General features: G+C 68.0%; 13 protein-coding genes. 5 read left to right on the forward strand and 8 right to left on the reverse strand.

The window, feature by feature from the left end:
* The first annotated feature begins 2 nt into the window (after positions 1-2).
* From trpD to lexA, 3 genes are all read left to right on the forward strand, one after another.
* Positions 3-1,040: an anthranilate phosphoribosyltransferase gene (gene trpD, locus AC07NC_RS14920; protein WP_494569996.1), complete on the forward strand. Its 1,038-nt coding sequence runs from the start codon at positions 3-5 to the stop codon at positions 1,038-1,040.
* Positions 1,037-1,831, forward strand: a complete 795-nt coding sequence (trpC, locus tag AC07NC_RS14925; protein ID WP_494569997.1) for an indole-3-glycerol phosphate synthase TrpC — start codon at positions 1,037-1,039, stop codon at positions 1,829-1,831. Before trpD ends, trpC begins: the two co-directional genes overlap by 4 nt.
* Positions 1,832-1,954: 123 nt before the next feature.
* Positions 1,955-2,656 carry a transcriptional repressor LexA gene (lexA, locus tag AC07NC_RS14930; RefSeq protein ID WP_494569998.1) on the forward strand — a complete coding sequence of 234 codons (702 nt, stop codon included), beginning with the start codon at positions 1,955-1,957 and terminating at the stop codon, positions 2,654-2,656.
* Here the strand turns inward: lexA and AC07NC_RS14935 are convergent.
* A complete protein-coding gene (locus AC07NC_RS14935) occupies positions 2,637-4,745 on the reverse strand; it encodes a ComEC/Rec2 family competence protein (protein ID WP_494569999.1) in 2,109 nt (702 codons plus the stop codon). The genes lexA and AC07NC_RS14935 overlap by 20 nt on opposite strands.
* A gap of 67 nt (positions 4,746-4,812) precedes the next feature.
* On the opposite strand from AC07NC_RS14935, the gene gltX reads away from it, so the two are divergent.
* Positions 4,813-6,228, forward strand: a complete 1,416-nt coding sequence (gene gltX / locus AC07NC_RS14940) for a glutamate--tRNA ligase (protein ID WP_494570000.1) — start codon at positions 4,813-4,815, stop codon at positions 6,226-6,228.
* 66 nt (positions 6,229-6,294) lie between these two features.
* Entirely contained in the window at positions 6,295-7,596 is a 1,302-nt protein-coding gene (gltA, locus tag AC07NC_RS14945; RefSeq protein ID WP_008261264.1) for a citrate synthase, read from the forward strand.
* A 78-nt stretch (positions 7,597-7,674) separates the two neighbouring features.
* On the opposite strand, the gene lpxB is transcribed toward gltA, so the two are convergent.
* The 7 genes from lpxB to bamA are packed head-to-tail and all read right to left on the reverse strand — an operon-like array spanning position 7,675 to position 15,012.
* Positions 7,675-8,844: a lipid-A-disaccharide synthase gene (lpxB, locus tag AC07NC_RS14950; protein ID WP_494570001.1), complete on the reverse strand. Its 1,170-nt coding sequence runs from the start codon at positions 8,842-8,844 to the stop codon at positions 7,675-7,677.
* Positions 8,841-9,680 carry a UDP-2,3-diacylglucosamine diphosphatase gene (gene lpxI, locus AC07NC_RS14955; RefSeq protein ID WP_494570002.1) on the reverse strand — a complete coding sequence of 280 codons (840 nt, stop codon included), beginning with the start codon at positions 9,678-9,680 and terminating at the stop codon, positions 8,841-8,843. Before lpxI ends, lpxB begins: the two co-directional genes overlap by 4 nt.
* Positions 9,677-10,465, reverse strand: a complete 789-nt coding sequence (gene lpxA, locus AC07NC_RS14960; protein ID WP_494570003.1) for an acyl-ACP--UDP-N-acetylglucosamine O-acyltransferase — start codon at positions 10,463-10,465, stop codon at positions 9,677-9,679. Before lpxA ends, lpxI begins: the two co-directional genes overlap by 4 nt.
* The gene (gene fabZ, locus AC07NC_RS14965) at positions 10,465-10,941 is read right to left on the reverse strand and encodes a 3-hydroxyacyl-ACP dehydratase FabZ (protein ID WP_494570004.1); all 477 of its coding nucleotides are present in this window, start codon (positions 10,939-10,941) and stop codon (positions 10,465-10,467) included. The genes lpxA and fabZ overlap by 1 nt, the downstream gene beginning before the upstream one ends.
* Positions 10,942-10,943: 2 nt before the next feature.
* On the reverse strand, positions 10,944-11,957 hold the full coding sequence (gene lpxD / locus AC07NC_RS14970; RefSeq protein ID WP_494570005.1) for a UDP-3-O-(3-hydroxymyristoyl)glucosamine N-acyltransferase: 1,014 nt from the start codon (positions 11,955-11,957) through the stop codon (positions 10,944-10,946).
* 7 nt (positions 11,958-11,964) lie between these two features.
* Positions 11,965-12,570, reverse strand: coding sequence for an OmpH/Skp family outer membrane protein (locus tag AC07NC_RS14975; RefSeq protein ID WP_035307349.1), 606 nt, complete (start codon positions 12,568-12,570; stop codon positions 11,965-11,967).
* Positions 12,571-12,606: 36 nt separating this feature from the next.
* Entirely contained in the window at positions 12,607-15,012 is a 2,406-nt protein-coding gene (gene bamA / locus AC07NC_RS14980; RefSeq protein ID WP_197019730.1) for an outer membrane protein assembly factor BamA, read from the reverse strand.
* Positions 15,013-15,035 lie beyond the last annotated feature (23 nt).

Below are 15,035 nucleotides of genomic sequence, written 5' to 3' on the forward strand. Positions count from 1 at the left end.
TCATGGCTGACGGGTTCAAGCCGATCCTCGCCCGACTGGTCGAGGGCCACCCCCTGACGTCCGAGCAGGCGCACGATTTCTTCGCCGCCTGCCTGCGCGGCGAACCGACCCCGTCGCAGGTCGCGGCGGCCGTCACCGCCCTGCGGATCCGCGGCGAGACGGTGGACGAGATCGCCGCCTTCGCCCAGGCCATGCGCGACGCCGCCCTGACGCTCGACCATCCGTACGAGGTGATCGACACCTGCGGCACCGGCGGCGACGGCCAGCACACCTACAATATCTCCACCGCCGCCGCCCTGGTCCTGGCCGGCGCGGGCCTGAAGGTCGCCAAGCACGGCAACCGGGCCATCTCCTCGAAATCCGGCTCCTCCGACGTCCTGTCGATCCTGGGCGTCAATCTGGCCGCCACCCCGGATCAGCAGCGCAAGGCGCTGGACGAGGCCGGAATCTGCTTCCTGTTCGCCCCCGCCTATCACGGCGCCATGCGCCACGTCGGCCCGGTCCGCGCCGAGATCGGTTTCCGCACCGTCTTCAACCTGCTGGGCCCGCTGTCGAATCCGGCCCAGGCCAAACGCCAGGTCATGGGCGTCTATGACCCCCGCCTCCTTGAACCCTTGGTCGAGGTGCTCGGCCGGCTGGGCGCGACTCGCGCCTGGACCGTCCATGGCCAGGGCCTGGACGAACTGGCCACCTCCGGCCCGACGGAAGTCGCGGAATGGAAAGACGGCGCCGTGCGCCGCTTCCAGGTCACGCCCGAGGACGCCGGTCTTCCTCGCGCCTCCATCGACGCCATCCGCGGCGGCGACGGCGAAGAGAACGCCGCCGCCCTGCGCGCCCTGCTGGCGGGTCAGACCGGCGCCTATCGCGACATCGTCCTGCTGAACGCCGCCGCCGCCCTCGTGGTGTCGGATCGGGCGACCGACCTCGCGGAAGGGGCCGCCCTCGCCGCCGCCGCCATTGACGACGGCCGGGCCGCCGAGGCGCTGGAGCGTCTGGCCCGCATCACCTCCACGCCGCTGGATACCGAAGACAAAGCATGACCGACGTCCTGGACCGCATCGCCGCCTACAAGCGCGAGGATGTCGCCGCCCGCAAGGCCGCGACCTCCCAGGACGCGATCGAGGGCCTGGCTCAGGCGGCCTCCGCTCCGCGCGGTTTCCGCGCGGCCCTGGACCGGACCGTCGAGGAAACCGGCCGCCCCGCCCTGATCGCCGAGATCAAGAAGGCCAGCCCCTCCAAAGGCCTGATCCGTCCCGACTTCGACCCCGCCGCCCTCGCCATGGCCTACGAGGCCGGCGGCGCGTCCTGCCTGTCGGTCCTGACCGACGGTCCCAGTTTCCAGGGCGACGACGCCTATCTGGGCCAGGCCCGCACCGCCACGGCCCTGCCCTGCCTGCGCAAGGACTTCCTGGTCGATCCCTGGCAGGTGGCCGAGAGCCGGGCCCTGGGCGCCGACTGTATCCTGATCATCCTGGCCATGATCGACGATCGGCTCGCCGCCGAACTGCTGGCCGAGGCCGAACGATTCGGCATGGACGCCCTGATCGAAACCCACGACGAGGCCGAAATGGCGCGCGCCTGCGCCTTGGGCGGCGATCTGGTGGGGATCAACAACCGCTCGCTTCGCACCTTCGAGGTCGATCTGGAGGTCACCGAGCGCCTGTCGATGCTGAGCCCCGTCCGCGCCCTGCTGGTCGCCGAGAGCGGCATCTTCACGCCCGAGGACGTCGATCGCGTCTCCGCCGCCCACGCCCAGGCCATTCTGGTCGGCGAAAGCCTGATGCGTCAGGCCGACGTCGAGGCCGCGACCCGCAAGCTGCTGGCCGCCTGATTCAACCCGACGCGCGTGGTGAAGCGACGCCGTTAAGTTGACATTAGGAAGGAACACTTACAGAACATCGTCAATGTTCACGGCCCGTTCCGATTCGAGGAAAGGGCCCATGAGGGCCTGGCGATGCTCACGCGCAAGCAGCACGAACTGCTGATGTTCATCCACGAACGGATTCAGGAGACCGGCGTCTCCCCCTCGTTCGACGAGATGAAGGAGGCGCTGGATCTGGCGTCCAAGTCGGGCATTCACCGGCTGATCACGGCCCTGGAGGAACGCGGCTTCATCCGCCGCCTCGCCCACCGCGCCCGCGCTCTTGAAGTGACCAAACTGCCTGAACAGGCGACCGCCGGCGCCCCGCGCGGCCGGACCGGCTTCAAGCCTGACGTCATCGAAGGCGGCGGCGGCGCGCCACGCCCCGCTGCGGCCTCAGCCGCCAACGACACCCGCGAACTGCCACTGCTGGGCAAGATCGCCGCCGGCACCCCCATCGCCGCGATCCAGCACGAGCAGGAGCGGCTGTCGGTGCCCGAATCCATGCTGGGCAAGGGCGATCATTACCTCCTCGAGATCGAGGGCGACTCCATGATCGAGGCCGGCATCCTGAACGGCGACCTGGTGGTCATCCGTCGCGGCGACACGGCCAACAACGGCGAGATCGTCGTGGCCCTGGTCGAGGGCGAAGAGGCCACCTTGAAACGCCTGCGTCGCAAGGGCGGCTCCATCGCCCTGGAGCCCGCCAACCGCAACTATGAGACCCGAATCTTCGGTCCCGACCAGGTCGAGGTTCAGGGCAAGCTGGTCGGCCTCATGCGCCGCTATCACTGAGGTCCGGATCCGGCCGGCGCGCCCAGGGGCGATCCCCGCGCACGTCGGCCGTCCACACCGCTTTCCAGCGGTCCGCTCCGTCGCGCCACAGCTCCACCGCCCCGCCGCGCGTGAAATCGACGCCGTCGAGCACCAGACGGCCGTCGCATGAGGCCGGCAGGGCGACGACCGCAGCCCGCACGCTGACGACGGATGCAGCCCGGCACAGGGCCGCCATCTGCTCCGCATCCGGGGCCTCGCGCCCCCACCACAGGGCGACCGGCCCGGCTTCGAGTGATTCCGGCCGACAGGAAGACCGGTCGCACGTCCAGCCCGCCTCCGGCCGATCCGCCGTCGTCAGGCCCCGCCGCCGCGACCACAGATCAACGGCGAAGGCGCGCACGCCGGGCCGGATCACGACCGCCTGGGCTTGGTGATGAAAGGCGGCGTTGGTCCCGCCGTCCCCGATCCAGAGATCCGGCGTCGGCGCCCTGGGCCAGACCAGCACCGCCGCCGCCAGCGGCAGGCCCAGCCACCTCAGCCGCCCCTGCCACAGACAGACGAACAACACCCCCAGAAAGGCGATGGGCAGGACATAGTCCGGCGCGCTGGCCACCGTCCGCACCGCCCCCGGCAGGCCGGCGGTCCAGCCCCCGATCGCCAGCATCAGTTCGACGCCCCACCCCGCCACCGCCAGGAACGGCCCGCCAAGGCCCAGGGGCTCCAACGCCGCTCCCAGAGCCAGAGCCGGCATCAGGACGAAATCCGCGACCGGCGCCGTGCCCAGATTGGCCAGAAGCCCGTACATGGCCGTGCGGTTGAAATGCTGCATGGCGAACGGCCCGGTCGCCAGTCCCGCCACGACGCTGGCCGCCACCGCCGCCGTCAACCAGCCGCCGAACCTCTGCGCCGCCACGATCGGCCAGGGCGCCGAAATCTCTCGCACCCGCTGCGGCCAGGCCTCGACCAGGGCCACCAGGGCCGCCGTGGCCGCAAAGGACATCTGAAAGCCCGGCGTGACGATGGCCTCGGGCTGGATGGCCAACACCACAAAGGCCGCCACAGCCAGGCCATGCATCGTCACCGCCTGCCGATCCAGCAGTATGGCCAGAAAGGCGATGGAGGCCGTGATCGCCGCCCGCTCGGCCGGCGGCGGCGCGCCCGACACGACCAGATAGGCGCCGACCGCCGTCAGTCCGGCCAGGGCCGCGACCTTCTTTCCGGGAACCCGCAACGCCAGCCAGGGCCAGGCCGCCACGCCCAGTCGGGCCGCGAAAAAGACGAAGCCGCCGACGATGGCCATGTGCAGGCCCGACACCGACAGAATGTGCGCCAGGCCCGAATCCCGCATCACGTCCATGTCCTCCTGGCTGATCCAGGTCTCATGGCTGGTGGTCATGGCCGCCGCGATCCCGCCCGTCCGTTCGCCCAGCCGGGCCACGATCCTTTCGGCCAGGGCGTAGCGGGCGCTGTTCACCGCCATTTCCAGGCGCAGCCGCCACGGCGCCGACGGTAGATCGAGCCGTCGCGTCTCCCCCAGGGCGAAGGCGATCCCGCCCATGCCCTGGAAAAAGGCGTTGCGGCCGAAGTCATAGGCGCCGGGGCTGGCCGGCGCGGGCGGCGGATTGAGAATGGCGAACAGACGGACCGCCTCGCCGGGCCGGGGCGGATCGCCCCGCACCGTGGCCCTGAGCCGAACCGGCGTCTGGTCCGGCGCCAGCCCCCGAATCCAGACCGGCGCGACCACGATCCGCGCGCCCCTCTGGCCGGGGCTGTCCACATCCACCACCCAGGCCTCGATCACCGTCGCTTCACCCAGGGCTGGAGCGATGGGCGCCGTCACCATCTCCGTGCGAATCTTGGCCGCCGCCAACCCTCCGGACAGACAGGCCAGCATCATCAGCGGCCAGGTCAGGCGCCGCGCCCATCCCCGTCGTCGCGCCGCCATCCAGCCCGCGCCGGAGACGATCGCCCCGAGCAGCAGCGGCCACAGGGCCGGCTCCGACCGCAGGGCGAAATAGATCGCCCCGCCTCCGCCAAAGGCCACCGGCGCCCACAGCCGCCATCTCAGCCTCTGCGCCGCAGCCTCGTCCTCCAACCAGGCCCGCAATCGCGCGCCGGGGGTAGGCTTTGTCGTCTCGGGGCGTATAAGGGCCTCGCTTACGGACCCTTCCCCCATGACCTCACCTTCCTCGACTGTCGTCACGCGCTTCGCCCCCTCGCCGACAGGCTATCTGCATATCGGCGGAGCGAGAACCGCCTTGTTCAACTGGCTGTACGCCAAACAACACGCAGGGCGTTTCCTGATCCGCATCGAGGACACGGACCGCGAGCGGTCCACCGACGAGGCCGTCAAGGCCATCTTCGACGGGCTCAGCTGGTTGGAGCTGTTCGCCGACGAGGAACCGGTTTTCCAGTACAGCCGCGCCGACCGCCACCGCGAGGTGGTGGACCAGTTGCTTGAGACCGGCCACGCCTATCGCGATTTCACCACGGCCGAGGAGACCGGCCGACTGCGGGACGCCGCCAAGGCCGAACGTCGCGCCTTCGAGTCGCCGTGGCGCGACCGCGCGCCGACCGTCGATGACCTGGCCCTGCCTCACGTCGTGCGTTTTCGCCGCCCGCAATCCACGACCGTGACCGTGGCGGACGAGGTTCAGGGCGCGGTCAGTTGGTCGACGAACGACCTCGACGACCTGGTCCTTCTGCGCTCGGACGGGGCCCCGACCTACAATCTCGCCGTCGTGGTCGATGACCACGATATGGGCGTGACCCACGTCATCCGCGGCGACGACCACCTGAACAACGCCGCACGCCAGAGCCTGATCTACGACGCCCTGGGCTGGATTCGGCCGACCTTCGCCCACATCCCGCTGATTCACGGCCCAGACGGCGCCAAACTGTCGAAGCGCCACGGCGCCCAGGCGGTTCATGAATACGCCGAAATGGGCTATCTGCCCGAGGCCATGCGCAACTATCTGGCCCGGCTGGGCTGGGCCCATGGCGACGACGAACTGTTCAGCGACGCCCAGGCGGTGGAATGGTTCGACCTGGCCGGCATCGGCAAGGCCCCGGCCCGGCTCGATTTCGACAAGCTGGCCCACGTCAATTCCCACTGGCTGCGTCTCGCGGCGGACGAACGCCTCGCCAAGCTGACCCTGGATGTCCACCTGCAACGCGGTCGCGTCATCGCCGAAGACGACGAGGCCAGGCTCCAACGCGCCATGCCCTTCGTCAAGGACCGCGCCAAGACCGTGCTGGACCTGGCCGACCAGACCGAATTCGTGCTGAAGAGCCGCCCCCTCGCGCTGGACGACAAGGCGCGCGTCCTGCTCTCGGGCGAAACCCTGGACCGCCTCGGCCGTCTGCGGGACCGGCTGACGCTGTTCCAGTCCTGGGATGTCTTCGCCCTGGAAGCCGAGCTCAAGAGCTTCGCCGAATCCGAAGAGGTCGGCTTCGGCAAGATCGGTCCGCCGGTGCGAACGGCCCTTACCGCAGGGTCAACTTCACCCGATATCGCACGAACTTTGTCCGCTCTTGGGCGCGACGAAAGTCTCGGGCGCTTGGATGATGCGCTGCAACAGACTAAGTGATCACCCACAACCAAAAAAGCGGCCGACGCCTCCCCGCGCCTGGACGTGTGATGCAAAGGGGCATTCATGACTGAACAAGCCAAAACCGCCGGCTCGGCGACCCTGTCCTTCGAGGGCAAGACCATCGAGCTTCCGGTCCTTTCGGGCTCCACCGGCCCGGATGTCATCGATATCCGCAAGATGTACGCGGGTACGGGCGCCTTCACCTTCGACCCGGGCTTCACCTCCACCGCCGCGTGCGAGTCAGCCCTGACCTATATCGACGGCGACGCCGGCGTGCTTCTGCACCGCGGCTACCCGATCGACCAGTTGGCGTCGAAGTCGAACTTCGTGGAGGTCTGCCACCTGCTGCTGCACGGCGAACTGCCGACTGCGGCGCAGTACGAAAAGTTCGAAAACAGCATCACCATGCACACGATGCTGCACGCCCAGTTCGACCGCTTCTTCGAGGGCTTCCGCCGCGACGCCCATCCCATGGCGATCATGGTCGGCACCGTGGGGGCCCTGTCGGCCTTCTATCATGACAGCCTGGACATCCATGATCCGGTCCAGCGCGACATCTCGGCCATCCGCCTGATCGCCAAGATGCCGACCATCGCGGCCCGCGCCTACAAGTACCACGTCGGCCAGCCGTTCATCTCGCCGCGCAACGACCTGTCCTACGCCGAGAACTTCCTGCGCATGTGCTTCGCCGTGCCGGCCGAGGACTATAACGTCGATCCGGCCCTGGTTCGCGCCATGGACCGCATCTTCACCCTGCACGCCGACCACGAGCAGAACGCCTCGACCTCGACCGTCCGTCTGGCCGGTTCGTCGGGCGCGAACCCGTTCGCCTGTATCGCCGCCGGCATCGCCTGCCTGTGGGGCCCGTCGCACGGCGGCGCCAATGAAGAGGCGCTCAACATGCTCAAGGAAATCGGCACGCCCGACAAGATTCCCGAGTTCATCCAGGGCGTGAAGGACCGCAAGTACAAGCTGATGGGCTTCGGGCACCGCGTGTACAAGAACTACGACCCGCGCGCCAAGGTCATGCAGCAGTCGGCCTATGAAGTCCTGGCCGCCACGGGCCGCGAGAACGACCCGCTGTTCCTGGTCGCCAAGGAGCTGGAGAAGGTCGCCCTGTCGGACGAATACTTCACCTCGCGCAAGCTGTTCCCGAACGTCGACTTCTATTCGGGCATCACCCTGTCGGCCATGGGCTTCCCCACCACCATGTTCACCGTCCTGTTCGCCCTGGCCCGCACCGTGGGCTGGATCGCCCAGTGGCAGGAAATGATGGCGGATCCGTCGCAGAAGATCGGCCGTCCGCGCCAGCTCTACACGGGCCCGACCCAACGCGATTATGTGGCGATCGACCAGCGCGGCTGATCGAGCACCACAGGCTTGAAATGCAAGACGCCGGGGAGACATCCCCGGCGTTTTTGTTTGGGGGCGGCCGCCCCGAGATCAGCCGCCCCGCTTGGCTTCAATGACTTGCAGGACCGCGTCAGCGGCCAGGGCCGACGGATCCGGGCCGCCGCGGCCCATCAGATCCAGCGCCGCGGTCTGACGCCGCGCCTGATCGGCCGCCGCCTCATGGTCGGCCAGAAGCCGTTGGACCGCAGGCGCCAGGATATCCGGCGACGCTTCGTTCTGGATGAACTCGGGCGCGATGCGCGCGTCAGCGGCGATATTGAACAGGGTGATGTGTTTCGCCGTCACCACCCGCTTCATCAGCTCATAGCTGAGCGCGCCGATCCGATAGGCGATGACCATCGGCGTTCCGGCCAGCGCCAGTTCCGTCGAGACCGTTCCGCTTGTGGCCAGGGCGGCCGTCGCGGCCCGCATGGCGTCATATTTCTCGGCCTCATCGACCAGATGGACCCGAAACGGCCAGGCGGAGACGCGGCTGGTGACATCCTTGGCCACGGTGCCCGCAGCCACCACGGCCACAGCCAGACCGGGATCGGCGGCCTTCAACCTGCGGATCGTCGCCTCATAGACGGGCGTCATGCGCGCGATCTCGGCGGGCCGACTGCCCGGCAGGATCAGCAGCAGTTTTGCATCGGCGGCGATTCCCCGCCGTGCGCGGAAGGCGGCGCCGTCCGCGCTGTCCATATCCACATGCAGGGCCGACGAGCCGACGACCGTCGTGGGCAGGCCCGCACGCTCGAACCAGGGCGCATCGAAGCTGTACAGCGCCAGCAGGTGATCCACGGCGCCCGCCAGGGTCTTGGCCCGACTGGGGCGCGACGCCCAGACCTGGGGGCCGACATATTTGATCAGCGGCACGTCCGGCCGGGCGGCGCGGATCGCCTCGGCCACCCGGATGGTGAAGCCCCAGCTGTCGATCAGCACCACCGCGTCCGGCTGTTCGCGCGCGGCCAGGGCCGCCGTCTCCCGAACCCGGCGCCGGACCATGCCATAGGCGCGCAGGCCCTCGATCCAGCCCAGGATCGACAGTTCGGCGATATCAAACGGACTGACGACGCCCTCCGCCGCCATACGGGGGCCGCCGACGCCGACGAAGCTCACCGTGTCGCCAAGCCGCTTCCGGAGCGCCTGGGCCAGGCCGGCGCCGAGCGCATCGCCTGAGGCCTCGGCCGCCACCAGCATGATCTTCAACGGACGGCTCATCGGTCTTCACCCCAGACGAACAGACCCAGCCGGTCCGCAGCCGCCACTATAGCCGGACGGTCGATCAGGATCAGCCGCCCGGTCACGCCGGCGATGCCCGCCAGGCCCGCCGCCGCCGCCAGCTCGACCGTGCGCGGCCCGATCACCGGCATGTCCACACGCAGGTCCTGGATCGGCTTGGGCGCCTTGCCCAGCGCCCCCTTGGGGGCCGACGCCGAACCGCGGAGATCGGCCGGCAGGCCCGCCACCCGGTGCAACATGGCGTCCGTGCCCTCCTGGGCCTCGACCGCCAGCACCAGCCCGTCGCAGACGACCGCGCCCTGGCCGATATCCAGTTCGCCCGATTTTTCGGCGACGTACAGCGCCTTTCTTAGATCGGCGACCTGCTCCGGCGTCGGCGTCACAGCGCCCAAAGCCCCCGACGCCAGGGTTTCGCCGCCCAGGATGTCATCAGCGCCTTCGACCGCGAACCCTTCGGCCTCAAAGATCGAGAGGATCTTGCGCAACAGGGCGTCATCGCCCTGGGTCGCCGCTGCGACGATCCCCGGCAGCAGGGTCGCGCCCTTGAAGTCCGGCTTCAGGCTCTTGAAATCCGGCCGGTTGACGATTCCCGCCAGACAGACCGTCGTGCAGGCCTCGGCCTTCAGCGCCTTCAGTATGGCTCCGATCTGGGCCATGCCGAAGTCGGCGCCGGGCCAGCGGGTCAGATGGGGGTCGGCGAACCCGGCCAGACGGATGATGAAGACCGGCCGTCCCTCGGCGTCGCACCGCGCCGCGACGGCCGCCGGCAGGTCGCCGCCGCCGGCGATCAGGCCCAGCTTTCCGGAAGGGCTCATTCCGCGTTCGGCAGACACAGCGGACGCCGCCCGCCGTCGCGGATGAAGGCGATGATCTCCATGATCTCGGGCAGATCGGCATAGGCCTGGGCCACGCCGTCGATCCGGCCGGCGAACTCGCCCTGGCCCTCGAACAGATCGCGATAGGCGGCCAACAGCCGCCGCACCTGATCCTTGCCGTAGCCCTTGCGCTTCAGCCCGATCAGGTTCAGCCCGCGCAGCCGCGCATGATTGCCCCAGGCCGAGCCATAGGGGATGACGTCGCGGGTCACGGCGGCCAGACCGCCGATGATCGCTCCCTGCCCCACACGGCCGTTCTGGTGGACGGCGCACAGCCCCCCCAGGAAGACCTTGTCGCCGATATGAGCATGGCCGCCCAGGGTGGCGTTGTTGGCCATCACGAGATTGCTTCCGACCACGCAGTCGTGGCCCACGTGGGCGCCGGTCATGAACAGGTTGTTGGAGCCGACGACGGTCACGCCCGTCCCCTGGGGCGTGCCCCGGTTGAAGGTGCAGTGCTCGCGGATCAGGTTGTTCTCGCCGATCTCCAGCCGCACCGGCTCGCCCTTGTAGCCGTTGTGCTGAGGGTCGCCGCCGATGACGGCGAACGGATGGATCACCGTCCCGGCGCCCACGGTCGTGTCCTGTTGAACCACCACATGGCTGACCAGACGCACGCCCTCGCTCAGGACCACGTTCGGCCCGACGGTGCACCAGGGCCCGACCTCGACCCCGTCGGCCAGGGTCGCTGTGGCGTCGATCAGGGCGGTGGGGTGGATGGTCATCAGGCGGCGGGCTCTGTCGCTGGAGGGGGCACGGTCACGACCATGGCCATGAATTCGGCCTCGGCGGCCAGTTTGCCGTCGATGAAGGTCTCGCCGCGGAACTTGTAGGCGTCGCCGCGCGCCTTGATCACCTTGACCTCCATGCGCAGCTGGTCGCCCGGCCGCGCCGGCTTGCGGAAGCGCACGCCGTCGATGGACATGAACATGATGACCTTGTCGGCCACGGCCACGTCCAGGGTCTTGGACATCAGCAGGGCGCCCGTCTGGGCCATGGCCTCGACGATCAGCACGCCGGGCATGACCGGATCGATCGGGAAATGACCCTGGAAGAAGGGCTCGTTGTGGGTGACGTTCTTGACGCCCACGATGGAGGTCCGGGGCACGAAGGCCTCGGCCTTGTCCACCAGCAGGAAGGGGTAACGGTGCGGCAGCCGCCGCATCACCTCGGCGTAATCGATCTTGCCGTCTTCGCTCATCCCTATGATTCCTTCGGGGCCTTCTTTGAAGAGGCCTGTTTGGCGAGCCAGATGGTTTCGCGCAAGAACTGTCGGATCGGACGGGCCGGATAACCGGACCAGGTCTCGCCCGCCGGAATGTTCGCCAGCACCCCGGCGCCGGCCGCGACCCGCGCGCCTTCGCCGATGGTGATGTGGTCGCCGATCCCCGCCTTGCCGCCGAAGATGACGTTGTCGCCGCTGGTCACGGAGCCGGAAATCCCGGTGTTGGCGGCCATCAGATTGTTGCGGCCGATGACGCAGTTGTGGCCCACCATGACCAGATTATCGATCTTGGTGTTCTCGCCGATGACCGTGTCATCATAGGCCCCGCGATCGATGCAGGAGTTGGCGCCGACCGTCACCCCGTCTTGCAGAATGACACGCCCCAGTTGGGGAATATCCATGGCGCCGGCGGCGGTGCCGGTGGCGCCGAAGCCCGCCTCGCCGATCCGTGCGCCGGCGTACAGTTTCACCCGGTCGCCGATCAGGGCGAAGCCGACGGTGACGTTCGAACCGATCACGCAGTCGCGGCCGATCTGAACGCCCGGACCGATGACGGTGTTGGCGCAGATACGCGTGCCGCGTCCGATGCGGACGCCCCAGCCCAGCACGACGCCGGGCTCGATGACGACGCTGTCGTCCTCGGCCGCCTCGGAGGCCTGGATAGCCCGGTCCAGCGTCTCCGGACGGTGCAGCAAGGCCGAGGCCATGGCCCAGGACGCCTGGGGCGTGCGAGAGACGATGACGGCGGCTTCAGCGGGCGCCGACTCCACGGCCTCGGCCGGCACGATCACGCAACCCGCTCGGGTCCCCGCCAGCGCAGCGGCGAATTTGCGGTCGCCCAGAAACGCGATCGCGCCCCCGTCCGCAGAGGACAGGGGCGCGACCGAGGCGATGGTCCGGTCCCCGCCCCTCTCGACCTCGCCCCCTATCTGACCCGCCAATTCGGCGACGGTCAGAGGAGACAGGGTTTGAAAAAAGCGGGTGTCGGGCATGTCGAACTTAGTTGGCGGCGGCCGGCTGTTGCGACTGCTGGGCCGGGACGGCCATACGGTTGAACGACAGGGTCGGCAGGGCCGTGTTCAGGCGCTGGATCGCCGTATCGGTCAGATCCATGGCCGGGTTCATCATGAAGACGCTCTCGCGGTCCAGCAGCAGGCCGCAGCCCTTCTCCTGGTACAGGGCGGTCAGGATCGGCGACACAGCCTCGGTGATGGCCTGGCGTTGCATGGCCAGGGTGTAGCGCAGTTCGTTTTCGCGCGTGCCTTCCAGCTGTTGCGCTTCCTGGGCGCGCTGCTGCAGGGCCTGGCGGCGCTGTTGCAGTTGGTCGGCCGGCAGGCTGGCGCCCGAGGTCTGAAGCTGCTGGGCTTCGGTCTGAAGCGCGGTGGCGTAGGGCTGGAGTTCGCCCTGAACTTCCTGCGCCAGTTGCTGCATGCGCGCCTCGACGGCCTGGCCGGCGGCCGACTGCGCCAGCAGACGGGCGTTGTAATAGACGCAGACGCCCGGGATGACCGGACCGGGGTTAGCGGGTGCAGCGGCCTGTTGGGCCGAGGCGGCGGTGGCGACCAGGGTGGCGGCGGCCGTGGCGGCGATGATCAGAGCTTTCATGGGACTTCCTCGTGCGTGCGCTTTTGCGTCGCGGGCTTAGAACTGGGTGGAGGTCGAGAAGCGGAAGGATTCCGTCTTGTCGTAGTCTTCCTTGGACAGGACCTTGGAGATGTCGAACCGGATGGGGCCCATCGGCGATTTCCAGTGAATGCTGACGCCGGCCGACGCCCGCAGAGACAACTCATCGGCGATATTGGTGTTGACCGTGCCGGTCGTTGTCAACTTGTAGCGATCATCCAGCACGCCCAGGGTGCCGACGTCGGCGAACAGCGAGGTCTTGATGCCGTACTGCTCGGGCAGATAGTTCGGCAGGGTCAGTTCGACGGTGCCGATGGCGTAGAAGTTGCCGCCCAGGGCGTCGGTCGTCCGCAGGTCGCGCGGCCCCATCCCGGCGGTCTCGAAGCCGCGGAAGCTGTTGCCGCCCTTGAAGAAGCGGTCGTTGATGCGGATAGGATCGCCGTTCCAGCCGCTGACATAGCCGGTCGAGCCCTGGACGCTGACGACCCAGCGCGGCGAGAAGCCATAGTACCAGGCTGCATCAGCTTCGGTCTTCACATAGTTCACGTCGCCGCCGAGACCGGCCAGGTCCTGACGCAGCGAGCCCGACCAGCCGCGCGTCGGGCGAACCGGGTCGTTGGTGTAGTTCATCTGAAGCGTGTAGCCGACGGACGAGTTGATATAGCTGCCGACCTGGTCGCACAGGGCCGAAGAGCCGCTGCCGGTCGCGTTGCAGTAGCCGGTCGGGACGATGATCTCGTCCGATTTCAGGAAGTAGCGGGTGCTGAGCAGCATATTGCCGTTCAACGGATAGGACAGGCGCAGGCCGCCGCCGGTCGAACGGTAGTCGTAGGACGAATATTTGCTCAGGTCATATCGCGAGTGGAACAGATCCCAGCCCGCCCGAAGGTCGCGGCCCAGGAACTTGGGTTCGGTGAAGCGGAAATCGACCTGCTGACGCAGCGAGCCCCATTCAAGACGCGCGACGACGTTCTGGCCGCGCCCGCGGAAGTTCCGCTCGGAAATGCCCAGGTTGACCGTGAAGGAGTCGACCGAGCTGAAGCCTGCGCCGACGGACAGTTCCCCGGTCGGCTGTTCCTGGACGTTGACGTTGATGACCGAACGGTCGGGCGCGCTGCCGCGCGTTTCCTCGATCGTCACGTCCTTGAAGAAGCCGAGCGCGCGCAGATTGTTGCGCGAGCGCTCCATCAGGGCGCGGTTGAAGGCGTCGCCTTCGGTCAGCATCAGTTCGCGGCGGATGACCGGGTCGATGGTGCGGGTGTTTCCGACCACATTGATGCGGTCGATATAGACGCGCTGCCCCTCGGACACATTGAAGGTCACATCCACCGTGTCGGTGTCGGGGTTGGCGCGATAGGTCGGATTGATCTCGACGAAGGCGTAACCGGCCGAACCGGCGGCGAAGGTCAGGGCGTCGACCGCCTGTTCGATCTTGTCGCTCTCGTAGAGCTGGCCTTCGCGGATCGGCACAAGCGCCTTGAGGAATTCGGCGTTGAGGCGGTCATTCTGGGTGATGACGTCGACCTTGCCGAAGTTGTACTTGTCGCCCTCGTTCAGGGTCAGGGTCAGTTGGAACGCCTGATCGTCAGGCTGCAGCTCGGCCACCGACGAGACGATGCGGAAGTCGTAGTAGCCGCGGTTCGTATAGAATTTCCGCAGCTGCTCCTGGTCGTAATCTAGGCGGTTCGGATCATAGTTGTCGTTGCTGGAGAAGAACTTCCACCATTGCGACCGCTCGGTCACCATGACGCCGCGCACGTCGTTGTCGGAAAACGCGTGGTTGCCCAGGATGTTGATGGCGCTGATGCCGGTCTGGGGGCCTTCGTTGATCTCGAAGATCACATCGACGCGGTTCTGTTCCAGCTGAACCAGTTTCGGCGTCACGGTCGCCGAGATGCGGCCCTGCAGGCGATACAGTTCGACGATGGCGCCGACATCTTCCTGCACCTTGGCGCGGGTGTAGATGCCGCGCGGCTGAAGCGTGACCTCCTTGGTCAGCTTGTCCTGCGACAGGGCGCTGTTCCCCTCGAACACCACCTGGTTGATGATCGGGTTCTCGACGATCTGGACGATGAGGTCGCCGTTCTGCACGCCCAGCTGCACGTCGGCGAACAGGCCGGTGCGTGACAGGGTGCGAACCGCGACATCCAGAACGGCGGCGTCGACCGTGTCGCCGGGGCGGATCGGCAGATAGGACAGGACCGTGGTCTGGTCGATCCGCTGCGCGCCCTGAACCAGGATGCGATTGACCGTCAGCGACTGGGGCGCGGCGATCTCGACGCGCGGCGGCTGTTCGCCGGCGGGCGCGGGCGCCGCAGGAGCCCCTGCAGTCTGGGCCAGGGCCGGGGCGGCGAAGCCTGCGGCGACAGCCAGCGCGAGGAGGCTGGATCGGGCGCCCAGTCGGACGGCGGCGCGTGATGTCATGTCGTTCATTCTGGAAACCATCG

This window comes from Brevundimonas sp. GW821-FHT10A07, assembly GCF_059415785.1.